Origin of the sequence: Streptomyces alfalfae (assembly GCF_004127445.1) — a bacterium.
In the GTDB taxonomy this organism is placed as follows: Bacteria; Actinomycetota; Actinomycetes; order Streptomycetales; family Streptomycetaceae; genus Streptomyces; species Streptomyces alfalfae.
The window spans coordinates 61,490-82,524 of sequence record NZ_QEXM01000029.1 but is presented as its reverse complement, the minus strand read 5'-3'; the positions used below and the strand labels follow the sequence as shown (position 1 = coordinate 82,524).

At 71.6% G+C, this 21,035-nt stretch carries 22 protein-coding genes; 9 read left to right on the top strand and 13 right to left on the bottom strand.

The window, feature by feature from the left end:
* Window positions 1-54 precede the first annotated feature (54 nt).
* Both DCW30_RS12945 and DCW30_RS12940 read left to right on the top strand, forming a co-directional pair.
* Complete coding sequence (locus tag DCW30_RS12945; RefSeq protein ID WP_062774052.1) at window positions 55-429, top strand: F0F1 ATP synthase subunit epsilon; 375 nt, start codon at window positions 55-57, stop codon at window positions 427-429.
* 126 nt (window positions 430-555) lie between these two features.
* On the top strand, window positions 556-1,005 hold the full coding sequence (locus DCW30_RS12940; protein ID WP_062774054.1) for a DUF2550 domain-containing protein: 450 nt from the start codon (window positions 556-558) through the stop codon (window positions 1,003-1,005).
* 69 nt (window positions 1,006-1,074) lie between these two features.
* Here DCW30_RS12940 and DCW30_RS12935 read toward each other — a convergent pair whose 3' ends face one another.
* From DCW30_RS12935 to DCW30_RS12925, 3 genes are all read right to left on the bottom strand, one after another.
* Window positions 1,075-2,892: a glycoside hydrolase family 18 chitinase gene (locus DCW30_RS12935; RefSeq protein WP_076688882.1), complete on the bottom strand. Its 1,818-nt coding sequence runs from the start codon at window positions 2,890-2,892 to the stop codon at window positions 1,075-1,077.
* 256 nt (window positions 2,893-3,148) lie between these two features.
* A complete protein-coding gene (locus tag DCW30_RS12930) occupies window positions 3,149-3,799 on the bottom strand; it encodes a response regulator (RefSeq protein WP_062774056.1) in 651 nt (216 codons plus the stop codon).
* Window positions 3,796-4,986 carry a sensor histidine kinase gene (locus DCW30_RS12925; RefSeq protein WP_076684473.1) on the bottom strand — a complete coding sequence of 397 codons (1,191 nt, stop codon included), beginning with the start codon at window positions 4,984-4,986 and terminating at the stop codon, window positions 3,796-3,798. The genes DCW30_RS12930 and DCW30_RS12925 overlap by 4 nt, the downstream gene beginning before the upstream one ends.
* Window positions 4,987-5,221: 235 nt before the next feature.
* Here DCW30_RS12925 and DCW30_RS12920 point away from each other — a divergent pair, with 235 nt between their 5' ends.
* On the top strand, window positions 5,222-5,797 hold the full coding sequence (locus DCW30_RS12920; RefSeq protein WP_076684471.1) for a hypothetical protein: 576 nt from the start codon (window positions 5,222-5,224) through the stop codon (window positions 5,795-5,797).
* A gap of 11 nt (window positions 5,798-5,808) precedes the next feature.
* Here DCW30_RS12920 and DCW30_RS12915 read toward each other — a convergent pair whose 3' ends face one another.
* From DCW30_RS12915 to DCW30_RS12905, 3 genes are read right to left on the bottom strand one after another with little or no spacing between them, the layout of a single operon-like run.
* Window positions 5,809-6,381: a cob(I)yrinic acid a,c-diamide adenosyltransferase gene (locus tag DCW30_RS12915; RefSeq protein ID WP_076684468.1), complete on the bottom strand. Its 573-nt coding sequence runs from the start codon at window positions 6,379-6,381 to the stop codon at window positions 5,809-5,811.
* A gap of 13 nt (window positions 6,382-6,394) precedes the next feature.
* Window positions 6,395-7,150 carry an ABC transporter permease gene (locus DCW30_RS12910; RefSeq protein ID WP_076684466.1) on the bottom strand — a complete coding sequence of 252 codons (756 nt, stop codon included), beginning with the start codon at window positions 7,148-7,150 and terminating at the stop codon, window positions 6,395-6,397.
* Window positions 7,151-7,186: 36 nt separating this feature from the next.
* Window positions 7,187-7,969 carry an ABC transporter ATP-binding protein gene (locus tag DCW30_RS12905; protein WP_076684464.1) on the bottom strand — a complete coding sequence of 261 codons (783 nt, stop codon included), beginning with the start codon at window positions 7,967-7,969 and terminating at the stop codon, window positions 7,187-7,189.
* Between the two features lie 97 nt (window positions 7,970-8,066).
* On the opposite strand from DCW30_RS12905, the gene DCW30_RS12900 reads away from it, so the two are divergent.
* The 4 genes from DCW30_RS12900 (at window position 8,067) to DCW30_RS12885 (ending at window position 12,963) form a co-directional block, all read left to right on the top strand.
* Window positions 8,067-8,708, top strand: coding sequence for a TetR/AcrR family transcriptional regulator (locus DCW30_RS12900; RefSeq protein WP_062774070.1), 642 nt, complete (start codon window positions 8,067-8,069; stop codon window positions 8,706-8,708).
* A 181-nt stretch (window positions 8,709-8,889) separates the two neighbouring features.
* Window positions 8,890-9,738 (top strand): 3-hydroxyacyl-CoA dehydrogenase family protein, encoded by an 849-nt coding sequence (locus tag DCW30_RS12895; protein WP_076684462.1) that lies wholly within the window; start codon window positions 8,890-8,892, stop codon window positions 9,736-9,738.
* Between the two features lie 231 nt (window positions 9,739-9,969).
* Window positions 9,970-10,293: an STAS domain-containing protein gene (locus DCW30_RS12890; protein WP_062774074.1), complete on the top strand. Its 324-nt coding sequence runs from the start codon at window positions 9,970-9,972 to the stop codon at window positions 10,291-10,293.
* A 198-nt stretch (window positions 10,294-10,491) separates the two neighbouring features.
* Entirely contained in the window at window positions 10,492-12,963 is a 2,472-nt protein-coding gene (locus DCW30_RS12885) for an AAA family ATPase (RefSeq protein ID WP_076684460.1), read from the top strand.
* 13 nt (window positions 12,964-12,976) lie between these two features.
* Here the strand turns inward: DCW30_RS12885 and nucS are convergent, their stop codons facing one another.
* Window positions 12,977-13,648 (bottom strand): endonuclease NucS, encoded by a 672-nt coding sequence (nucS, locus tag DCW30_RS12880; RefSeq protein WP_062774078.1) that lies wholly within the window; start codon window positions 13,646-13,648, stop codon window positions 12,977-12,979.
* 254 nt (window positions 13,649-13,902) lie between these two features.
* Between nucS and DCW30_RS12875 the strand changes: the two genes are divergently transcribed.
* Window positions 13,903-14,295, top strand: coding sequence for an SCO5389 family protein (locus DCW30_RS12875; RefSeq protein WP_062774080.1), 393 nt, complete (start codon window positions 13,903-13,905; stop codon window positions 14,293-14,295).
* 59 nt (window positions 14,296-14,354) lie between these two features.
* Here DCW30_RS12875 and DCW30_RS12870 read toward each other — a convergent pair whose 3' ends face one another.
* The gene (locus DCW30_RS12870) at window positions 14,355-15,389 is read right to left on the bottom strand and encodes an LLM class flavin-dependent oxidoreductase (protein ID WP_062774082.1); all 1,035 of its coding nucleotides are present in this window, start codon (window positions 15,387-15,389) and stop codon (window positions 14,355-14,357) included.
* Window positions 15,390-15,610: 221 nt separating this feature from the next.
* Between DCW30_RS12870 and DCW30_RS12865 the strand changes: the two genes are divergently transcribed.
* Complete coding sequence (locus DCW30_RS12865) at window positions 15,611-15,943, top strand: hypothetical protein (protein ID WP_062774084.1); 333 nt, start codon at window positions 15,611-15,613, stop codon at window positions 15,941-15,943.
* A gap of 6 nt (window positions 15,944-15,949) precedes the next feature.
* On the opposite strand, the gene DCW30_RS12860 is transcribed toward DCW30_RS12865, so the two are convergent.
* From DCW30_RS12860 to DCW30_RS12840, 5 genes are all read right to left on the bottom strand, one after another.
* Window positions 15,950-16,741: an ABC transporter permease gene (locus tag DCW30_RS12860; protein WP_062774207.1), complete on the bottom strand. Its 792-nt coding sequence runs from the start codon at window positions 16,739-16,741 to the stop codon at window positions 15,950-15,952.
* Window positions 16,742-16,905: 164 nt separating this feature from the next.
* Complete coding sequence (locus tag DCW30_RS12855) at window positions 16,906-18,120, bottom strand: ABC transporter ATP-binding protein (protein ID WP_076684458.1); 1,215 nt, start codon at window positions 18,118-18,120, stop codon at window positions 16,906-16,908.
* A gap of 116 nt (window positions 18,121-18,236) precedes the next feature.
* Window positions 18,237-19,007 (bottom strand): ABC transporter permease, encoded by a 771-nt coding sequence (locus DCW30_RS12850; RefSeq protein WP_062774088.1) that lies wholly within the window; start codon window positions 19,005-19,007, stop codon window positions 18,237-18,239.
* A gap of 3 nt (window positions 19,008-19,010) precedes the next feature.
* Window positions 19,011-19,991 carry an ABC transporter ATP-binding protein gene (locus DCW30_RS12845; protein ID WP_076684455.1) on the bottom strand — a complete coding sequence of 327 codons (981 nt, stop codon included), beginning with the start codon at window positions 19,989-19,991 and terminating at the stop codon, window positions 19,011-19,013.
* 76 nt (window positions 19,992-20,067) lie between these two features.
* Window positions 20,068-21,003 carry a coiled-coil domain-containing protein gene (locus DCW30_RS12840; protein ID WP_062774093.1) on the bottom strand — a complete coding sequence of 312 codons (936 nt, stop codon included), beginning with the start codon at window positions 21,001-21,003 and terminating at the stop codon, window positions 20,068-20,070.
* Between the last annotated feature and the right edge of the window lie 32 nt (window positions 21,004-21,035).

The following is a 21,035-nucleotide window of genomic DNA, read 5'->3' as shown; positions in this document are numbered from 1 at the left end:
GAATTTGACCCAACACCCGGCGAAGCCGCCGGGTGGTGACCCGAGGAGCCACTCTTGGCTGCTGAGCTGCATGTCGAGCTGGTCGCAGCGGACCGCAGTGTCTGGTCCGGTGAGGCCACCCTGGTCGTCGCGCGTACCACGTCCGGCGACATCGGCGTCATGCCCGGTCACCAGCCGCTGCTCGGTGTGCTGGAGTCGGGCCCGGTGACCATTCGTACGAGCGACGGCTCCACGGTCGTCGCCGCCGTCCACGGAGGGTTCATCTCCTTCGCGGACGACAAGCTGTCGCTGCTGGCCGAGATCGCGGAGCTGTCCGACGAGATCGACGTCCAGCGTGCGGAGCGGGCGCTGGAGCGCGCGAAGTCGGAGGCCGACGCCTCCGCCGAGCGGCGCGCCGACGTCCGACTGCGTGCGGTGGCGGCGCGCTGACCCCAGCGCGCGGCGTAACGTGACTCAGCCGCGGCCAGGTCCGGGAACACTCCGGACCGGGTCGCGGCTGAGGCAATGCGGGTGCAATGTCGGTCCGTTTTCGAAGAGGCGAGGAGGTCGGTGCCGATGATCCTCACTCTGCTCGTGTGCGGACTTGCTGTGATCGCGCTGGTTTTGGTGGGGCTCTTCGTCTTCGGGCTGAGGCGCCGGCTGATCCAGCGCTCCGGCGGCACCTTCGACTGCTCCCTGCGCTGGGAGGCGCCCGAGAAGGGCGACACCTCCGGCAAGGGCTGGGGCTACGGCGTCGCCCGGTACAACGGTGACCGCGTCGAGTGGTACCGCGTCTTCTCCTACGCCCCCCGGCCCCGCCGCGTCCTGGAACGCTCGGCCATCGAGGTCGTCGACCGCCGAGCCCCGGACGGCGAGGAGGAGCTGGCCCTGCTCTCCGACGCCATCGTCCTCGGCTGCCTCCACCGCGGCGTCCGCCTGGAGCTGGCGATGAGCGAGGACGCCCTGACGGGTTTCCTGGCCTGGCTGGAGGCGGCGCCTCCGGGGCAGCGGGTCAACGTGGCGTAGCACCGCGGACAGCGAGAAGCCGGGGAGACAGGGGGCGTTCCTGTCTCCCCGGCTTCGTTTCGGGGACGGTTACTTCAGACCGTCATTGATGGCGGACACCAGCTCACCATTGCTGGTGTCACCGCTGAACTCCCAGAAGAACGCGCCGCCGAGCTTCTGGTCCTTGGCCCAGGCCATCTTGGACTTGACGGTCGCCGGGGTGTCGTAGGACCACCAGTTCGTGCCGCAGTGTGCGTACGCGGTGCCGGCGATCGTGCCGTTCGAGGGGCAGGAGTTCTTGAGGACCTTGTAGTCCTCGATCCCCGCCTCGTACGTCCCGGGCGCCGCGCCGGTGGCGGTGCCGCCCGGCTCCTTCTGGGTGACGCCGGTCCAGCCGCGGCCGTAGAAGCCGATGCCGAGCAGCAGCTTGGCGGACGGCACGCCCTTGGCCTTGAGCTTGGAGATCGCCGCGGCGGAGTCGAAGCCGTCCTGCGGGATGCCCGGGTAGGACGTGAGCGGGGAGTGCGGGGCCGTCGGGCCCTTGGCCGCCCAAGCGCCGAAGAAGTCGTACGTCATGACGTTGTACCAGTCGGCGTACTGCGCGGCGCCGCCGTAGTCGGCGGAGTCGATCTTGCCGCCGTTGGAGCCGTCCGCGGTGATGGCGGCCGTGACCAGGTTCTTGGAGCCGAACTCGTTGCGGAAGGCCTGCATCATGTTCTTGAAGACGGCCGGGCCCGAGGTGTCACAGGTCAGACCGCAGGCGTTGGGGTACTCCCAGTCCAGGTCGATGCCGTCGAAGACGTCGGCCCAGCGCGGGTCCTCGACGAGGTCGTGGCAGGACTTGGCGAAGGCCGCCGGGTTCTTCATGGCGTCGGTGAAGCCGCCGGACCAGGTCCAGCCGCCGAAGGACCAGAGGATCTTGATGTTCGGGTACTTGGCCTTCAGCTTGCGGAGCTGGTTGAAGTTGCCGCGCAGGGGCTGGTCCCAGGTGTCGGCGACGCCGTCGACGCTCTGGTCGGCGGTGTAGGCCTTGTCGGTCGCCGCGTAGGCGTCGCCCATGGTGCACTTGCCGCCCTGGACGTTGCCGAAGCTGTAGTTGATGTGCGTGATCTTCCCGGCCGAGCCGGAGGTCGCGATGTTCTTCGCGTGGTAGTTGCGCTGGTAGACGCCCCACTCGGTGAAGTAGCCGAGCTTGACCTTGTCGCCGGGCTCGGGTTCGGGGCCGCCGCCGCCCGTGGTGCGGACCTTGACGGCGTCGCTCGCCGGTCCCGTCTGGCCGGCGGTGTCGCGGGCCTGCACGCTGTAGGAGTAGTCGGTGCCCGCGGTCAGGTCCTTGTCGGTGTACGCGGTCTCGGTCACCGTGGCGACCGTGGCGCCGTCCCGCAGGACGTCGTAGTTCTTGACGCCCTTGTCGTCGGTGGCGGCGCTCCAGTCGAGCTTCACCGAGGTGTCGGTGATGCCGGAGGCCTTCGGGGCGCCGGGCGCGGAGGGCGGCTTGTCGCCGGGGACGCTGCCGCCGTCACAGCTGTTGCCGTTGAGGGTGCACTTCTCGGGGGAGCCCGAGCCGGTGCCGTTGAACCCGAAGGAGACGGAGGCGCCGGGGGCGAGCGTTCCGTTCCAGCCGAGGTTCTTGCCCGTCCAGCGGGTGCCGGAGTTGGTGACGGTGGCGTCCCAGGCGGAGGTCACCTTGGTGTCCGCGGGGAAGTCCCATTGGACGTTCCAGGAGCTGAGCGTGGTGGTGCCGGTGTTCTTGATGGTCCACTTGCCCTCGAAGCCGTTGCCCCAGTCCTGGGTCTTGGCGTACGTGGCGGTGGCCTCGGCGGCGGCTGCGGGGGCCGCCTCGGGGGCTGCCTCCGCGGAGCCGCCGAGGGCGACGAGGGTGGCGAGCGGGAGCAGCAGCGTGGTCATTCCGGCCACGGCTTTGTGTCTGAGTCTGAGTCTCGGGCGTGCGTCGGTCTGTGTGAAGCGCACGAGGTGCTCCTCGGGTGAGTTCCGGGGGTACGAGGGGTAGATCCCTGCGCCGCCCGTGAGCACGTGGAACACGTGGGGGAGTGCTCACCGCAGTGCGGCGAGAATAGAAAGGTCTGGACCAGCGGTCAAGAGGTCTGAACCAATGGCCGGATCGCACCGCTCCGTCACGATCCGGCTTCCCCGACCGGGACGGTCAGACCCCCAACTCCTGCGCGAGCACGGCCGCCTGCACCCTGCTGCGCAGGCCGAGCTTGCCCAGCATCCGGCTGACGTGGGTCTTCACCGTGGCCTCCGCCATGGCGAGGCGGCCCGCGATCTCCGCGTTCGACAGGCCCTCGCCGATGCAGGCGAGGACCTCGCGCTCGCGGCGCGTGAGGCTGTCGAGGACCGCGGGGTCCGGTGCGTTCTCGCCGCGCACCGCCTTGGCCGGGGCGGCGAACTCGGCGATCAGCCGGCGCGTGACGGCCGGGGCGATCAGGCCCTCGCCGCGCGCCACCGTGCGGACGCCCTCGATGAGGTCCTTCGCCTCGGTGTTCTTCAGCAGGAACCCGGAGGCGCCCGCGCGCAGCGCCCCGAAGACGTACTCGTCGAGGTCGAAGGTGGTCAGGACGAGGACGTCCGCGAGCCCTTCGGCGACGACCTGCCGCGTCGCCGCGACCCCGTCGAGGCGTGGCATCTGTATGTCCATCAGGACCAGGTCGGGGCGGAGCTCGCGGGCGAGGGCGACGGCCTGTTCGCCGTCCGCCGCCTCGCCGGCCACCTCGATGTCGGGCGCGCTGCGCAGGATCAGGACGAGTCCCGCCCGTACGGCCGACTGGTCCTCGGCGACTAGCACCCTGATCATTCCTTGGCTCCTTCGTCCGCGGGGTCGACGGGCAGGGTCGCGAAGACGCTCCAGACCGTGCCGTCGGGGCTGTTCTCGGGGCCCGCCTCGAAGGCGCCGCCGAGCAGTTCGGTGCGCTCGCGCATGCCGACGAGGCCGGCTCCGGAGCCGGGGGCGCGGGGCCCGGACGGATCGCCGTACGGGCTGCTCACGCGGACCGTCAGGGCCCGGGGCTCCTGGGTGAGGGTCACGGCGACCCGGCCGGGAGAGGCGTGCTTGAGCGCGTTGGTCAGGGACTCCTGGACGATGCGGTAGGCCGCCAGCTCCACCGGCGCGGGCAGCTTCGGCCCCTGCGGGGGGCGGGAGTCGTCGAGCGTGACGTCGAGCCCGTTGGCACGGGCGCCCGCCACCAGGGCGGCGAGTCCGTCGAGAGTGGGCGCGGCGGCCGGTTCCAGGTCGCCGCTGTCGTCGCGCAGGATGCCGATGAGGCGGCGCATCTCGGCCAGGCCCTCCACGCTGTTCTCGCGGATGACGGCGAGCGCGTCGGCGCTGGTCCTCGGGTCGTCCAGGGAGAGCGCGGCGGTGGAGTGGATGGCGATCGCCGAGAGGTGGTTGGCGACCATGTCGTGCAGTTCGCGGGCCATCCGCGCGCGCTCGGCGGTGACGGCCTGGACGCGGTCCATCTCGGCGAGCAGCGCGGTCTGCTCGGCCCGCAGCCTCGCCGCGTCCGCGGCCTCGCGGTGGTTGCGCACCAGGACGCCCGTGGTGGCGGGCCCGAAGGAGATCACCCCGGTGATGACGCCGATGAGGATGGCCTCCGGCTCCCGGAACCAGGCGAGGAAGCCGACGGTCACCGCCACGGTGATCAGCCCCGTGGTCACCGGGATGCGGCGGGCGGCGGCGGGCGTGCCGTACACGACGGCCGCGTACACGATGTCCGTGAACATCATGATCGAGGCGAGGTTGCCCTCGGTGAACTGGTCGGCGACCAGCGCGAGCGTGCCGACGGTGAGCGCGGCCTGCGGGGCCGTCCTGCGCACCAGTTCGAGGCAGGCGAGGACGGCCAGCGGGATGAGCGCCCAGGTGCCGCCGAGGTCCCTGCCGGGCTGCGTGTGCAGACCGAGCGCCCACAGCGCGAGCCCGCTGAGCAGGCTGACCGCGGCGATCGTGATGTCGACGCGGTGCGGGCGGGCGAGGGACAGGGCCATGCCCCCATCCAACACGGTGGGGCCCTGCCCTTGCCTGGTCCTGGGGGAGGAGCCCGGCCGGTGGCGACTACATCGAACTGGGTACGGCGCTGGTTGCGGACGCCGCGGGCCAGCGCCGCTCCCCACCGCTACATCGAAGGATGCAGCCCGGTTTCGTCACTGACGACGATGATCGGCGGCCCGCGCGGCGGCAGTCTCGAAGGGAGGAACTGGAATCGACGCCGAGGAGCGAGCCGTGATCGTCACACTGATCATCATCTGCGAGGTGGGCTTCTGGGTGCTGCTCGCCGCGGGTCTCGCGCTGCGCTACTGGGCGAAGATGCCCCGTGCGAGCGTCGCCGTGCTGCTGTGCGAGCCGCTCCTGGAGGTGCTGCTGCTGGTCGTCACGGCGATCGACCTGAAGAACGGGGCGGAGCCGGACTGGAAGCACGGCCTCGCCGCCGTCTACATCGGCTACTCCGTCGCGCTCGGGCACTACACGATCAAGTGGGTCGACGTCCGCGTCGCCCACCGCTTCGCCGGCGGCCCCGCCCCGACGACGCCGAAATACGGGGCCGCCCGCGCCGTCCACGAGTGGAAGCTCGCCGCGCGCTGGGTGCTCGCCGCGCTGATCGCCATGGCGCTGCTCCAAGGCGCCGCCTGGTACGTCGGCGGTGACGGCGAGACCGCGTCGCTGCGGATGTGGCAGCAGCGGATGCTGTGGCTGATCGGCATCAACGTCGCCATCGCCGCCACGTACACCCTCTTTCCGAAGAAGGCGCCGGCCGCCGCCGCGGGCAAGGAGCGCGAGGACACCCCGAGCAGGCTCTAGCGGGCTCGGGCCTAGCGGTCGCCGCCCGGCACCCACAGCACGTCGCCGACCGCCTTGTTGGCCGTGCGCGCCAGGATGAACAAGAGGTCGGAGAGGCGGTTGAGGTAGGTGGCCGTCAGCGGGTTCATGGTCTCGCCGTGGACCTCGAAGGCCGCCCACGTCGAGCGCTCGGCCCGCCGCACCACCGTGCACGCCTGGTGCAGCAGGGCCGCGCCCGGCGTGCCGCCCGGGAGGATGAAGCTGCGCAGCTTCTCCAGGTCCTCCAGGAAGCGGTCGCAGTCCTCCTCCAGCTTGTCGACGTAGGACTGCTCGACGCGCAGCGGCGGGTACTTCGGGTCCTCGACGACCGGCGTGGACAGGTCGGCGCCCACGTCGAACAGGTCGTTCTGCACCCGTCCGAGGACCTTGACGACCTCCGCGTCGAGCTGTCCGAGCGCGATCGCCGTGCCGATGGCCGCGTTGGCCTCGTTGGCGTCGGCGTAGGCGGCGATCCGCAGATCGGTCTTGGCGGTCCGGCTCATGTCGCCTAGGGCGGTCGTGCCCTGGTCGCCGGTCCTGGTGTAGATGCGCGTCAGATTGACCATGCGGCCAGCGTAGTCAGGCCCCCGCCCGCTTGAAGACGCGCGTGCCGACCGCCACGGAGAACAGCGCGAAGGCGATGGCCGTGAGGACCCCGTACAGCATGGCGGCGGTCGCGTAGTCGCCCACGTACGCCGCCCGCACCGCGTCGACCAGGTAGCGGAACGGCATGAGGTGCGACAGGACGTCCAGCCAGGTCGGCGCGAGCGTCATCGGCAGCATCAGGCCGGAGAGCAGCATCGCGGGCATGCTCACCGCGTTCACGGCGGGGCCGAACTCCTGCGGTTTGCCGACCTTCATGGCGAGCGCGTACGAGAGCGAGGCGAGCCCCGCCGTCAGGAGCGCCACGAAGGCGAACCCGACGAGGATGCCGGCGAGGGGCGCCCTGAGCCCCATGACCAGCGCGGCGAGCACGAGCAGCACCGCCTGGAAGACGAAGAGCGCGGCGTCGCGCAGGATCCGCCCGAGCAGCAGCGCGAGGCGGCTGATTGGCGTCACCCGCATCCGCTCCACCACGCCGAACTGCTTCTCGATGATGAGCGCGAAGCCGCTGAAGGTCGCCCCGAAGAGGCCCAGTTGCAGCAGCAGCCCCGGGACGAGGATCTGCCAGGAGTCGCCGTCGGGGCCGAGCGGCAGATCGGTGAGCAGGGGGCCGAAGAAGAGCAGGTAGAGCAGGGGCGTCAGGACGCCGAAGAGGATCTGGAACTTGGAGCGCAGGGTCTGCCGGGCGTACCGCCCGAAGATGAGCGCGGTGTCGGAGAGCAGGGCGGGCATGGGTCCCTCGAAGCTGTGGGCGGGCGGGTGTGCGGGTCATACGGCGACGGGGGCCCGCTCCTCGGGGGCGGGTTCGCGGCCGGTGATGGCGAGGAAGGTGTCCTGGAGCGTGGCGTCGATCGAGCCGCCGTGGCGCAGCTTGAGGGCGCCCGGTGTGCCGTCGGCGACGACGACGCCCTTGTCCACGACGACGAGGCGGTCGGAGAGCGCGTCGGCCTCGTCGAGGTAGTGCGTGGTGAGGAAGACGGTCGTGCCGTACGTGTCGCGCAGCCGCCGCACCAGCGCCCACAGGTCGGCCCGGCTGCCCGGGTCGAGCCCGGTGGTCGGCTCGTCGAGGAAGAGCACCTCGGGCCGGTGCGTGAGCCCCATGGCGATGTCCAGGCGCCGGCGCTGGCCGCCGGAGAGCGCCGCGCAGGGCCGCTCCATCAGCTCGGTCAGGCCGAGGTCGTGGGCCAGTTCCTCGGCGCGCGCCTCGGCGCGGGCCTTCGGCAGGCGGTACAGGCGCCCCTGGGTGATCAGTTCCTCGCGTACGGAGACGCTGAGGTCCACGCCGCCGGACTGGGCGACGTAACCGATCCGGCCGCGCACGCCCGCCGGGTCGTCGGCCAGGTCGCACCCGGCCACGGTGGCGCTGCCGCCGGTGGGCGGGAGCAGTGTGGTCAGCATGCGCAGCGTGGTGGTCTTGCCCGCGCCGTTGGGCCCGAGGAAGCCCAGGATCTCGCCCGCCGGCACGGTCAGGTCGATGCCGCGGACGGCTTCGACGGGCCCGCCCTTGGTTTGGAAGGTCCGGCTGAGCCCGGACGTGCTGATGATGGCCATGCCCCCACGAAAACAGAGTCACTAGAATTTTGCAACGCCACCAATTTTATAGGTCGCGCAAATTTCCATGCCACCCAACGACGCCTACGATGGGCGCATGACCGAAGGGCTCAGGGAGCGCAAGAAGCGGCAGACCAGGCAGCGGATCTCCGACATCGCCACGGGGCTCTTCCTGGAGCGCGGCTTCGGCGCGGTGACCGTCGCGGAGATCGCGGACGCGGCGGACGTCTCCGTCAACACGGTGTACAACTACTTCCCCGCCAAGGAGGACCTCTTCCTCGACCGCGGCGAGGACGTCGTCGACCGGCTGCCGGGCTATGTGCGGGGCCGCAGGGCCGGGGAGTCGGCGGCCGCCGCCGTCCTGCGCCGGCTGCGCGCGGACGTGGAGAGCGTCTCGCCCACCGTCGGCCTCTTCGCGGGCTGGGCCGACTTCATGAAGGTCATCATCGACGCGCACCCGCTGCGCTCCCGGCTCTGGGAGATCCAGCAGGAGGCGCTGGCCGAGCTCACCAGGACGCTCGCCGAGGAGACCGGGGCCGCCGAAGGCGACCCCCTGCCCGGCCTGATCGCCGGTCAGCTCTCCTGGCTCCACAGCACCCTGATGGCGTGGATCGGCGACGAGATGGTCAAACGCCGCGACGTCGCCGAGGTCTCGCGCGAGGCCCTCGTCCTGCTCGACGAGATGGAGGACCTCCTCGGCGAGAAGGTCCTCAACTACGCGACGCGGCCCGCCGGATGACACCCCCTCCCGCGTGACCCGCCGCACACGCGGGCCCGTACCGGTGTGATGTCCGTCATTTGAGACGTGACGCGCATCTCTTCACGGCCACAGGCGCGCCCCCGACCGCTAATGTCCGCCGCAGAGGCATACGTAAACAGTGTGTAAGCCAAGCGCGATCAGCGGTAGGGGAGTCGGAACAGTGGCACGGAAGCTCGCCGTCATCGGAGCCGGACTCATGGGGTCCGGTATCGCTCAGGTCTCCGCCCAGGCGGGCTGGGACGTCGTCCTGCGCGACGTCACCGGCGAGGCCCTGACCCGTGGCACCGACGGGATCAAGGCCTCGTACGACAAGTTCGTGAGCAAGGGCAAGCTCGCCGCCGAGGACGCCGAGGCCGCGCTCGGGCGCATCACGACCACCACCGACCTGGACGCCGTCGCCGACGCGGACATCGTCGTCGAGGCCGTGTTCGAGAAGCTGGAGGTCAAGCACGAGATCTTCCGCGCCCTCGACAACCTCGTGCGCGACGACGCCGTGCTCGCCTCCAACACTTCCGCCATCCCGATCACCAAGATCGCGGCCGTGACGGACCGCCCCGAGCGCGTCGTCGGAGCCCACTTCTTCTCGCCGGTCCCGATGATGCAGCTGTGCGAACTCGTGCGCGGCTACAAGACCAGCGACGAAACCCTCGCCCGCACCCGTGAGTTCGCCGAGTCCGTCGGCAAGACCTGCATCGTCGTCAACCGCGACGTCGCCGGCTTCGTGACGACCCGTCTGATCTCCGCGCTCGTCGTCGAGGCCGCCAAGCTGCACGAGTCGGGCGTCGCCACCGCCGAGGACATCGACATCGCCTGCAAGCTCGGCTTCGGCCACGCCATGGGCCCGCTCGCGACCGCCGACCTCACCGGCGTCGACATCCTGCTGCACGCCACGAGCAACATCTACACGGAGTCCCAGGACGAGAAGTTCGCCCCGCCGGAGCTGATGCGCCGGATGGTTGACGCCGGTGACATCGGCCGCAAGAGCGGGCAGGGCTTCTACAAGCACTGAACCAGTACTGACGTACGCCGCCTGACGCCTCGTCTGACCTTTCGGCGGCTCCCGGGTCACCCCTCGGAGTGAATTCGGTATCGGTTCGCTTACAGACGGCAACTTCCTTGCCCAAGCGGCAGTCAGTTGCTGTGACATAACGCAGATCGCCTCAAGGATCAGCAGACGCCTTACGGACCATCCGTCACAGCAGACACGACACTCTGCACACAGCACTCTCGGGGAGCGCATATGCACATCAGGGGCGACCAGGCCCAGCTGGTCGTCGGGGGACGCCTCGACGTACGCAGCGCGGCGGACGCCCGTACGGTCCTGCACTCGGCCGTCGACGACGGCGCCGGCGACCTGGTGCTCGACCTGTCCGAACTCGACTCGTGGGACGCCACGGGACTCGGCGTCATCATGGGCGCGCACCGCCGCGCCGGGCGGTGCGGACGCAGGCTCGTCCTGCGCCACGTGCCGCCGCAGATGCAGCGCCTGCTCGTCGCGACACGGCTCCACCGCATCCTCGCGATCGAGGGCGGCATCGGCGTCGAATCGCTCCACAGGGCCTGAAGCACGCAATCCTCACGAGACTGTGACGTCTCGGACGGGGCGGTACCCCGCTTCCTCGTAGATACTGGGCGAACGTCTAGGGTTCGGTCGCCCACCGATATACGAACCCGCGCGGGGGCACCGGACCAGAAGCGACAGCGCAGTGTGCACGAAGGCCGGAGGGGGCTCTGCACACCACGCATCTGGGGGGCTAGGACCATGGAGCCGATGAACCGGGAACCCGAGGAGTACGGCCACGAGCAGGCCGGCGACGCGTCCGGCGGCCCGGCGCGACCGCAGCGCCCGCGCGATCCGCTGACGCCGGACTTCGGCCAGCAGGCGCCCGCCCTGGCGCGCACCGTGCAGCTGGTGTCCGGCGACTTCCTGCTCACCGTCAACCCCGTCGACGGCAGTGAGATCGAACCCTGCCCGCCCGGGGAGCGGCCCGACAGGCCCGCCAAGCGCGCCGCCGGCGACCGCGCCGAGCTGCGCCGCGCCGCCCTGCCGCCCGTGCCGCCCGGCCCCGCCCTGCCCGGGCTGCCGCTCCTCGAGCGCCAGGAAGAGCGTGAGCGCCTCGTACGGCTGCTCGCACGCGGCCGCTCGGTACGCCTCACCGGACCTGCGGGCTCCGGCCGCACGGCGCTGCTCAACGCCGTCGCCGAGGACTGCGCCGACCTCGCGCCCGACGGCGTGGTCCGGCTCTCCGGGTACCGCAGGACGCCCGGCGAGCTCCTCCAGGACCTCTTCACGGCCGTCTACGACGCGCCCCTGCACCGGCCCGACACCGCGTTGCTGCTCGAACTCGTCAACGACATCGGCGCCGTCGTCGTCCTCGACGACCTGGAGTTCGGTGGCGCGGGCCTCGACGAGGTGCTCGACGCGACACCCGAGTGCGCCTTCCTCATCTCCACGACGCCCGACGTCGCCGCCCCGTCCCCCGACTCCCACCTCGAAGAGGTCTTCCTCGGCGGCCTCGGCCGCGGCGGCAGCCTCGAACTGCTGGAGCGCGTCGTCGGCCGGGTCCTCGACGACGAGGAGGCCAACTGGGCGGGCGACCTGTGGTTCGAGTCCGAGGGCCTGCCGCTGCGCTTCGTCCAGGCCGGCGCCCTGCTCCGCCAGCGCGACCAGCTCCGCGCCGACCCGCACGCCTTCGAGGAGAACGGCTTCTTCGCCGACACCCCGGTCGACGCGCCCTTCGACGCCGACGAGGCGGCCGACGTGCCGCTGCCCTCCCTCGCCGACGGCGCCGCGCCCGCGGCCCTGCTCGCCTCGCGGCTGAGCCCGTCGGCCCGCGCCGCCCTGGAGTTCGCCGTCGCCCTCGGCGGGGAACTGCCGCACCAGACCCACCTGCCCGCCCTGGTCGGCGACACCCACGCCGACGCCGCCCTCGCCGAACTGGTGGGCTGCGCCCTGGTCACCGCGGTGGGCGCGCGCTACCGCCTCGCCGCCGGCGTCCGCACCCAGCTGGAGAGCGCCGGGTACGCCGACGACAGCACCGAGCGCGCCCGCGCCGCCGCCCAGCACTACGCCTGGTGGGCCGGGCACCCCTCGGTCGCCCCCGAGCGGGTCGCCGCCGAGGCGGACGCGGTCCTCGCCGCGCTCGCCGCGCTGGTCACCGTGGAGAGCGGCGCCGCCGTGCTGCTCGCCCGCACCGCCGCGCCCGCCTTCGCGGGAGGCCTCGCCTGGGGCGCCTGGGAGCGCGCCCTGCGGTCGGGCCAGGAGGCGGCACGCAACGCGGGAGAGGTCGCCGAGGAGGCGTACTTCCACCACGAGCTGGGCGTCCTCGCGCTCTGCGGCGGGCGGCTCGACCGGGCGCGCGCCGAGCTGGAGGCCTCCATCGGGCTGCGCGGCGCCCTCGCCGACAAGCGCGGCATGATCTCCGGGCGCCGCGCCCTCGCCCTGGTCGCCGACCGCTCGGGCGGCGCGCTGCCCGGCGGTCGCACCGCCGCCGGGGAAGAGGTGCCCGGCGCGCGCCACGAGGAGTCGGCGTCGCCGCCCGGCGGCGTCCCCGCGGCCCTCGCGCCGCCGAAACCGGCCTCGGAGCAGCCCGCGACCCTGGTCAGCAGCAGGGTCACGCCGGTCGTCGTGCCCGCCAAGGCGCCGACCCGCCGCTCCATCCTCAACGGCACCCGGCGCAACCTCGTCGCCGCGGGCGCGGGAGCCCTGCTCGTCGCGGTCCTCGGCACGGTCGTCACGCTGGGCGCCACGTCCGGCGGCGACGGCCCCGGCGAGCGCGTCACGACGGAGCAGTCCGCCACGGAGGACCCGGGCGACGACGGCCTGACCGCCGACAAGCCGCGGCAGGACTCCACCAGCCGCCCCGGAGGCACCGGCGAGGACGGCGTCCCCGGCACGGCCGACGATCCGGCCCCGAGCACCAGTGGCGAGCCGTCGGACGCCCCGAGCACCAGCGGCGGGCCCTCGGACGGGCCCAGCGACGAGCCGAGCGACAAGCCGACGTCCAGGCCGCCCACGTCGAGGCCCCCGACGTCGAAGCCGCCGACGTCCAGGCCGCCCACGTCGAGGCCCCCGACGTCGAAGCCGCCCACGTCCCAGCCGCCGACCTCGCAGCCGCCCACGAGCGACGCCCCGCCGTCCTCGCCGGACAACTCCGGCTCCATGAGCCGCCCGGCGAGCTCACCGGAGACGCGAAGCGCCGCCGACCCCACCAGCGGGTCGACGGCGCACTGAACGGCGCGGGGCCTCAGAAGAGGCGCAGCTTGTCGTCCTCGATGCCACGCAGCGCGTTGTAGTCGAGGACGGCGCAGCCGATGCCGCGGTCCGTGGCGAGGACGCGGGCCTGCGGCTTGATCTCCTGGGCGGCGAAGATGCCCCGGACCGGCGCGAGGTGCGGGTCGCGGTTGAGCAGCTCCAGATAGCGGGTCAGCTGCTCGACGCCGTCGATCTCGCCGCGGCGCTTGATCTCGACGGCGACGGTCTGCCCGTCGGCGTCGCGGCAGAGGATGTCGACGGGGCCGATCGCCGTCATGTACTCGCGGCGGATGAGCGTGAAACCGTCGCCCAGTGTCTCGATCCGGTCCGCGAGCAGCTCCTGAAGGTGCGCTTCCACGCCGTCCTTGATGAGGCCGGGGTCCACGCCGAGTTCGTGCGAGGAGTCGTGGAGGATCTCCTCCATCGTGATGATGAGCTTCTCGCCCGCCTTGTTCACGACGGTCCACACACCGGCGTCGTCCCCTGATCCCTCCTTCAGCGTGCAGGGCGGCGACATCCAGTTGAGGGGCTTGTAGGCCCTGTCGTCCGCGTGGATCGAGACGCTTCCGTCCGCCTTCACGAGGATCAGGCGGGGGGCCGAAGGGAGATGGGCGGTGAGCCGGCCCGCGTAGTCCACGGAGCATCGGGCAATGACGAGACGCATGGGGCGCAACGCTACTCGACTCGGGGCGGTGCACGCGATTCGCCCGTTCGACGCCCGGGACGACCGCCTGGACCGCACGACTTGTCCGTCGATGAACCTGTTCGATCCTGGCCGGTTATGCGTCCAATCTCCTGGTGCGGCGCCCGGCCGGTGCCTACCGTAGAAGCGGGAGGTCGTCATCCGTGCACGCTGCGTATGCGGACTCCATCCCTGTCCGTAGGCCCCCGCTCCCCGGGGGTGCGAGAGGAGAACCCATGTCGCTCGACGTCTCACCGGCACTGTTGGAACAGGCCGAGCGAGGCGAGGTCGACGAAGCAGCATTCGTCGACTGCGTCCGGACCTCCCTGCCTTACGCATGGGAGATGATCAGCTCCCTGGTGGCTCAGCTGAAGGTCGACGGCGGAGAGTTCGCCGACAACCAGACGCCGCCGCCGGACGAGCAGGCACGTGGGCAGCTGCTGCGCGCGCTCGCGAGTGATGCCATTCGCGGCGCACTGCAGCGGCACTTCGGCGTGCGCCTGGCGTTCCAGAACTGCCACCGTGTGGCGGTGTTCCCACTGGACCCGGCGGTCGACGACCGGCTCGCCCGTTTCACCTCGATCCGGGGGCAGCTGCTCAACCAGTCGCCCGAACTCCGGGACTGCTGACGGTAGTCGCTGCCGCTCCGTACGCGGGAGGTGTGACGGTCCGGAGCGGCAGCTCCGTCTCAACAGAGCTGGGGCAGTACCTCGGCGCCCAGCCTTCGCACGTTCTCCTCCGTGGTCGCGAGGTCGCCCGAGCCCTCGACGAGCAGCGCGAAGCGGGTGATGCCCGTGCGCTCCGAGGTGGCGGCGATCCGGTCGGCGCACACCTGCGGCGTGCCCACGGGGTGCAGCCCGCAGAGCATCTCGGTGTAGGCCTGCGGATCGCGCATGGCGCGCTTGCGGCCGTCGACCGTCACATGGGCCTCCAAACCCTGCCTGAGCCAGCCAGGCATGGCTTTCTGTAACGTCTCCGCGGCCTCCGGGCGGTGGTCCGCGATCTGCACGACACCCGCCGACACATGACCCGGCGTGGCGAACCCGTCCGGCACATGCCCCGCGGCACGTGCGTGCCGATTCCACAAGGCCACCATTTCGGCCTTCTCGTCGTCGCCCACGTGCATGCCCAGCAGCATCGGAAGGCCGCGCTGCGCGGCGAGCCGCACGCTGGACGGCGAGGTGCAGGCGACGATCACTTCGGGGCCGCTCTCTCCCCCTCCGCCGAGTGCCTCCTGGGGCCGCGGCACGACGTCGACCTCGCGGAAGGGGAACCGCTCGTCGGCGCTCCCGACCCGGGGCTCGCGCAGCCACCGCAGCAGCAGGTCGAGCGAGTCGGGGAACCCCTCCTCGTACGCCGCGAGGCCCGCTCCGAAGACCTCCAGGTCCACCCACGGCCCGCCGCGGCCGACGCCGAGCGAGAACCTGCCGCCGGACGTGACGTGCAGCAGCGCGGCCTGTTCGCCGAGTGCCACCGGGTGTACGGTCGGCAGCACGCTGACGGCGGTGCCGATGCGGAGCCGCCGCGTACGCCCGAGCAGCAGGGCCGCCAGGGTCGTCGCCGACGGGCAGGTGCCGTACGGCACGAAATGGTGCTCGGCGAGCCAGACCGAGTCGAGCCCCGCCTCCTCGGCCACCTCGGCGGACCGCACCGCCCGGTGCAGCGCCTCCCCCTGCCCCTGTCCGGGGAACTGGGCGGCCAGAACAAAACTACCTACACGCATCGAACTCCTGCCTCCTTGACGCCGACGCAGGCACTCCCCCTACGGGCAACAACGCGTGACACGTGCCAAAGGCACGGCTTGACGGGAAGATTGTTGGATTGTCCGTGCAGCTGTGTCCGTGCGGTGCGCGGCGGCCCGCGCACCGGTTCCGGGCGGGTACCCACGGGCCCGGCGCGTAGGCTTGGGGCACCCCTGATCGCCGTACAGCCGTGAGGTGTTCCTTGTCCCCGCGTCGCAATCGCCCCAAGGGCGCCGGAGAGCCGAGGGCGTCCGCGGCCGCGGAGCCGTCGGGCCGCTACGGCGGCTTCCAGAGCTCGGAGAGCTGGCAGGGCGAGGAGTGGAGCGTGCGGCACGTCGCGGGCGCGAGCGCGACGGGCAAGCGGTACCGCTGCCCCGGCTGCGACCAGGAGATCCCCGCGAGCGTGCCGCACGTGGTGGCCTGGCCCGAGTACTCGGGGGTCGACGAGCGCAGGCACTGGCACAAGGCGTGCTGGAACGCGAAGGACCGCCGCACCACGCGGGTGCAGCGGTCCCGTAACGCGCCGAGGTACTAGCTTCCGCTAGACGTCGCGCTTCTCCAGCAGGGCGAACGCGCCGCCGACGGCGAGCGCCGTCACGACGATCAGCACGACGAGCTGGGACGTGCCGCCGGCGCTGTCCACGCCGTCGGCGCCGAAGATCATGGCGAGCGAGTTGATGGCGTTGTAGTCCGACATCTTCTCGGCGAGCGTCCGCGTGCTCTCCCAGATCAGCAGGAACGCCGGCAGGATCGCGGGTACGAGGACCACGCCGAGCATCGCGGTGATGGCGCCGGCGGAGTGCCGCAGCATGGAGCCGACGGCCAGCGCGAGCACGCCGAGCAGCGACACGTACAGGCCGCCCTTGAGGACCGTGCCGGCCCACGGGACGTCGCCCGCCTCGGGGCCGCTGTTCATCGCGGAGGTCGCGAGGCCCACGAGCAGGATGGAGCCCGCGGAGACGACGAACGCGACGGCGAAGAAGACCAGGATCTTCGCCAGCAGGACGCGGTGGCGCTGCGGCGAGGCCGTGAACGTCGTACGGATCATGCCCGTGCCGTACTCGGATGAGGTCACGAGGACGCCGAGGGTGATCAGGCAGATCTGGCCGAGCATCAGGCCGAAGAAGGCCGGGATGGTGAACGGCACGTCGTTGTAGTCGCTCGACGTCGTGTTCGCGGCGGCGAGCAGGCCGATGCCGATGACCAGGGCGAGGAAGATGCCCAGGGTCCACACCGTCGAGCGGACCGACTTGATCTTCGTCCACTCGGAGGCGAGGGCGTTGCCGAGGTGGGTCTTCCTGACCGGGATCGGCGAGGAGTACGCGTTGTTCATCGCCTGCTGCCACGCCGAGGGCGGCGCGGGGGCGGCGGGCGCGGGCGGCGGCGGGGGAGCGACCGCGGGGGCGCCGGCCGGCGCGAACGCCTGCGGGGGGAACTGCTGGGGCTGCTGCGGGGCCTGCTGCGCCTGCGGCTGCTGCTGCGGAGTCGGAGGCGTGGTCATCGGGCGGCGTCCTCGTTGTCGGTGGCGCCCTTGGTCAGGTCGGGCGCGGGAGCGGGTGCGGCGGCGGGAACGGGGGCGGCGGGCGGCTGCGGCGCGCCGGCGTACGGGTTCGGCGTTCCGGCCGGGTCCTGCGGCGGCTGCGGCATCTGCGGCTGCGGCATCGCGAAGGGCTGACCGCCCTGCTGGGGCGGCGGCGGCGCGTACCAGCCGGGCTGGCCCTGGCCGGCCACCGGCATCTGGCCCTGCGGCACGGCGCCGGGCGGCAGCTGTTCCTGGAGGCCCGCGCGCTGGTCGATCGTGGAGCGGTAGTCGACGGCGCCCTGCGTCATCCGCATGTACGCCTCCTCCAGCGAGGCCTGGTGCGGGGAGAGCTCCCACAGGCGTACGTCGGCGCCGTGCGCGAGGTCGCTGATGCGGGGGAGCGGCAGGCCCGTGACGCGCAGCGCGCCGTCCTGCTCCGGCATCACCTGGCCGCCCGCCTCGGTCAGCGCGGCCGTCAGCTTCTCGCGGTGCTGCGGCTCGCTGTCGGGCGTGCGCACCCGGGCGAAGTCGGCGGAGTTCGCCGAGATGAAGTCCCTGACGCTCATGTCGGCGAGCAGCTGGCCGCGGCCGATCACGATCAGGTGCTCGGCGGTGAGCGCCATCTCGCTCATGAGGTGGGACGACACGAAGACCGTGCGGCCCTCGGCGGCGAGCGCCTTCATCAGGTTGCGCACCCAGAGGATGCCCTCGGGGTCGAGGCCGTTGACCGGCTCGTCGAAGAGCAGCACCTGCGGGTCGCCGAGGAGGGCCGCGGCGATGCCGAGGCGCTGGCCCATGCCGAGCGAGAAGCCCTTGGAGCGCTTCTTCGCCACGTCCTGGAGGCCCACGACGCCGAGCACCTCGTCCACGCGGCGGGCCGGGATGCCGGAGAGCTGCGCGAGGCACAGCAGGTGGTTGCGGGCGTGCCGGCCGCCGTGCACCGCCTTGGCGTCGAGCAGCGCGCCGACCTGGCGCGGGGCGTTCGGGAGTTTGCGGTAGGGGTAGCCGCCGATCGTCACCTGCCCCGTGGTGGGCGCGTCGAGCCCGAGGATCATGCGCATCGTCGTCGACTTGCCCGAGCCGTTGGGCCCGAGGAAGCCGGTGACGGTACCGGGCCGCACCTGGAAGGAAAGGTTGTACACGGCTGTCTTGGCGCCGTAGCGCTTCGTCAGGCCGACTGCCTCGATCATTCTCCGCACCCATCGAATGGTTCAGGACGTCGGGGCACACGCCCCCGTAAGGGTTAGGAGGATATCGGCGGGCTGACGGTTCCGGCCAAGAGCGGGTAAAAATGTGAAGGCTTCGGTCAGGCGTCCCGCTTCTTCAGGAGCGCGTAGCCGCCGAGCAGCGCGAGGACCACCCACGCCACCATGATCGCGAGCCCGCCCCAGGGCCCGTACGGGGTGTCGTCGTCGAACGGCGTCTTGACCTGCATGATCCTGCTGCCGGCCTGGTCGGGCAGGAAGCGGCCGATCTTCTTGGTCGCGGACACCCCGCCGAGGATGCTGGAGATCAGGAAGAAGAACGGCATCAGGATGCCGAGGGAGAGCATGGGGCTGCGCAGCATCGCCGCGACGCCCATCGAGAACATCGCGATGAGGGTCATGTAGAGCCCGCCGCCGATGACCGCGCGCAGCACCCCGGGGTCGCCGAGCCCCGCCCGGTACGGGCCGAGCACCGCCTGGCCCGCGAAGAACGTGACGAAGCTGGTGGCCAGGCCCACGGCGAGGGCGAGCAGCGTGGCCACGAACACCTTGCCGAAGAGGAGCGTGCCGCGCTGCGGCACGGCCGCGAGCGAGGTGCGGATCATGCCGGTGCTGTACTCGTTGGAGACGACGAGCACGCCGAACACGATCATCGCGAGCTGGCCGAGCGACATCCCGGCGAAGCTGATGTAGGTCGGGTCGAAGGTCAGCCGGTCCTTGGCGTTCAGGCTGTCGTAGTCGTTCCTGGACAGGATGCTGATCAGCATGCCGAGCGCGATCGTGACGACCCCGGCGAGCCCGAGCGTCCAGACGGTCGAGGAGACCGAGCGGATCTTGGTCCACTCCGACCTCAGTACCTGTGCCGCGGCCATCGCTCAGGCCCCCTTCCGCCGCTGCCAGCCCTCGCCCCAGGCGGGCGGCTCGCCCGCGGGGACCGCTCCGCCCGGCCGGTCGGAGTGCGCGTGGTACTCGACCGACTCGGCGGTGAGCCGCATGAAGGCCTCCTCCAGGGACGCCTGCTGGGGGCTCAGCTCATGGAGGACGACCTGCCGGCTCGCGGCCAGCTCACCGAGCCGCTCGGGCGGTGTGCCGTCCACCTCCAGGGCGCCGTCGCGCGCCTCGACGGCGCCGACGCCCGCCTCGTGCAGGACGTCGAGGAGACGCTCGCGCTGCGGGGAGCGCAGCCGTACGTACGAACGCGAGTTCTGCCGGATGAAGTCGGACATGGAGGTGTCCGCGAGGAGCCGGCCCTGGCCGATGACGACGAGGTGGTCGGCGGTCAGCGCCATCTCGCTCATCAGGTGCGAGGAGACGAAGACCGTGCGCCCCTCGGCGGCGAGGGACTTCATCAGGTTCCTGATCCAGTGGATGCCCTCGGGGTCGAGGCCGTTGACCGGCTCGTCGAACATCAGGATCTCGGGGTCGCCGAGCAGCGCCCCCGCGATGCCGAGGCGCTGGCCCATGCCGAGCGAGAACCCCTTGGCCTTCTTCTTGGCGACCGCGGTCAGCCCCACCGTGTCGAGCACCTCGCTGACGCGGGCGCGCGGGATGCCGTTGCTCTGCGCCAGGCAGAGCAGATGGTTGAAGGCGCTGCGCCCGCCGTGCATGGCCTTGGCGTCGAGCAGCGCGCCGACGCGTCTGAGCGGGTCCTTGAGCTGGGAGTAGTGCTTGCCCTCGATGCGGACGGCGCCGCCCGAGGGGTTGTCGAGCCCGAGGATCATCCGCATCGTCGTGGACTTGCCCGCGCCGTTGGGCCCGAGGAAGCCGGTGACGACACCGGGCCGGACGGCGAAGGTCAGGTCGTTGACGGCCACCTTCTCGCCGTAGCGCTTGGTCAGCCCGTCGAGCGTGATCATGCGGCCACGCTAGAACGCGACAAAGCCCCCCGCCACCGGAGCGGCAGGGGGCCGGGCTCTGGGCCGTGCGCGTCGCTCAGCGCGTCTGCTGCGCCGGCACCCCACGAGAGGCCGGCTCGTCCTCGGCGGGCGTCCCGGCGGCGGCCACCGCCGCGCCCGTGAGCGTGGCCAGCATCTCGCGCACGTTGGTGAGCTGGGCGTTGATGCTGTCGCGGCGGTTGGTGAGCGCCGCGAGCTCCCGCTCGGACTCGCTGCGGATGCGGTCCGCCTTGGCGTTCGCGTCGGCCACGATGTCCTCGGCCTGGCGCTGCGCGGTCTCCACCGTCTGGCGGGCGCGCCGCTCCGCGTCGGTGCGCAGCTTCTCCGCCTCCAGGCGCAGCTGCTCGGCGCGGTGCTCGATCTCCGCGAGGCGCTTCTCCGCCTTGGCCTGACGCGACGCCAGGTCGCGCTCGGACTGGTCGCGGCGCTTGGCGAGGTTCGTCTCGAAGTCCGCGGCGGCCTGGGCGGCCTTGGCGCGGGTCTCCTCGAAGAGGGCGTCGGCCTCCTCGCGCTTGGACTGCGCGTCCTTCTGGGCCTCGGAACGCAGCGCGCTCGCCTCGCCCTTGGCCTTCTCGACGATCCGGACGCCCTCGTCCTCGGCCTTGGCCTTGCGCTCGGCGGCGAAGGACTCGGCGTCGTTGCGCACCTGCTGGGCGGCGGACTCGGCGAGCTCGCGGTGCTGTTCGGCCGCGCGGCGGGCCTCCTCGCGCAGGTCCTTCGCCTCCTCCTCGGCGAGGCGGAGGATCTTCTCGACGCGGGCGCCGAGACCGGCGTACGACGGCTCCGCGTCGCTCACCTGGGCCTGGGCGTTCTGCGTCTCGAGGTGCAGCTCCTCGATGCGCTTCTCCAGGGCGGTGATGCGGGCGAGGGCGCTGTCACGGTCGGAGACGAGCTTGGAGATACGTTCGTCCACCTGAGCGCGGTCGTACCCACGCCGCACAAGCTCGAAGCCGTAGGGGGAAGTGTCGCTCATGGGGTTCCTGTCGAATGAGACCGGTGAGGTGA

Coding starts and splice junctions, on each gene's coding strand:
- DCW30_RS12845 (WP_076684455.1), bottom strand. CDS start 19,991: ATGATCACGCTCGACGGGCTGACCAAGCGCTACGGCGAGAAGGTGGCC.
- DCW30_RS12915 (WP_076684468.1), bottom strand. CDS start 6,381: ATGGTCAATCTGACGCGCATCTACACCAGGACCGGCGACCAGGGCACG.
- DCW30_RS12940 (WP_062774054.1), top strand. CDS start 556: ATGATCCTCACTCTGCTCGTGTGCGGACTTGCTGTGATCGCGCTGGTT.
- DCW30_RS12900 (WP_062774070.1), top strand. CDS start 8,067: ATGACCGAAGGGCTCAGGGAGCGCAAGAAGCGGCAGACCAGGCAGCGG.
- DCW30_RS12850 (WP_062774088.1), bottom strand. CDS start 19,007: ATGGCCGCGGCACAGGTACTGAGGTCGGAGTGGACCAAGATCCGCTCG.
- DCW30_RS12860 (WP_062774207.1), bottom strand. CDS start 16,741: ATGAACAACGCGTACTCCTCGCCGATCCCGGTCAGGAAGACCCACCTC.
- DCW30_RS12855 (WP_076684458.1), bottom strand. CDS start 18,120: ATGATCGAGGCAGTCGGCCTGACGAAGCGCTACGGCGCCAAGACAGCC.
- DCW30_RS12840 (WP_062774093.1), bottom strand. CDS start 21,003: ATGAGCGACACTTCCCCCTACGGCTTCGAGCTTGTGCGGCGTGGGTAC.
- DCW30_RS12910 (WP_076684466.1), bottom strand. CDS start 7,150: ATGCCCGCCCTGCTCTCCGACACCGCGCTCATCTTCGGGCGGTACGCC.
- DCW30_RS12875 (WP_062774080.1), top strand. CDS start 13,903: ATGTCGCTCGACGTCTCACCGGCACTGTTGGAACAGGCCGAGCGAGGC.
- DCW30_RS12870 (WP_062774082.1), bottom strand. CDS start 15,389: ATGCGTGTAGGTAGTTTTGTTCTGGCCGCCCAGTTCCCCGGACAGGGG.
- DCW30_RS12925 (WP_076684473.1), bottom strand. CDS start 4,986: ATGGCCCTGTCCCTCGCCCGCCCGCACCGCGTCGACATCACGATCGCC.
- nucS (WP_062774078.1), bottom strand. CDS start 13,648: ATGCGTCTCGTCATTGCCCGATGCTCCGTGGACTACGCGGGCCGGCTC.
- DCW30_RS12890 (WP_062774074.1), top strand. CDS start 9,970: ATGCACATCAGGGGCGACCAGGCCCAGCTGGTCGTCGGGGGACGCCTC.
- DCW30_RS12930 (WP_062774056.1), bottom strand. CDS start 3,799: ATGATCAGGGTGCTAGTCGCCGAGGACCAGTCGGCCGTACGGGCGGGA.
- DCW30_RS12935 (WP_076688882.1), bottom strand. CDS start 2,892: ATGACCACGCTGCTGCTCCCGCTCGCCACCCTCGTCGCCCTCGGCGGC.
- DCW30_RS12885 (WP_076684460.1), top strand. CDS start 10,492: ATGGAGCCGATGAACCGGGAACCCGAGGAGTACGGCCACGAGCAGGCC.
- DCW30_RS12905 (WP_076684464.1), bottom strand. CDS start 7,969: ATGGCCATCATCAGCACGTCCGGGCTCAGCCGGACCTTCCAAACCAAG.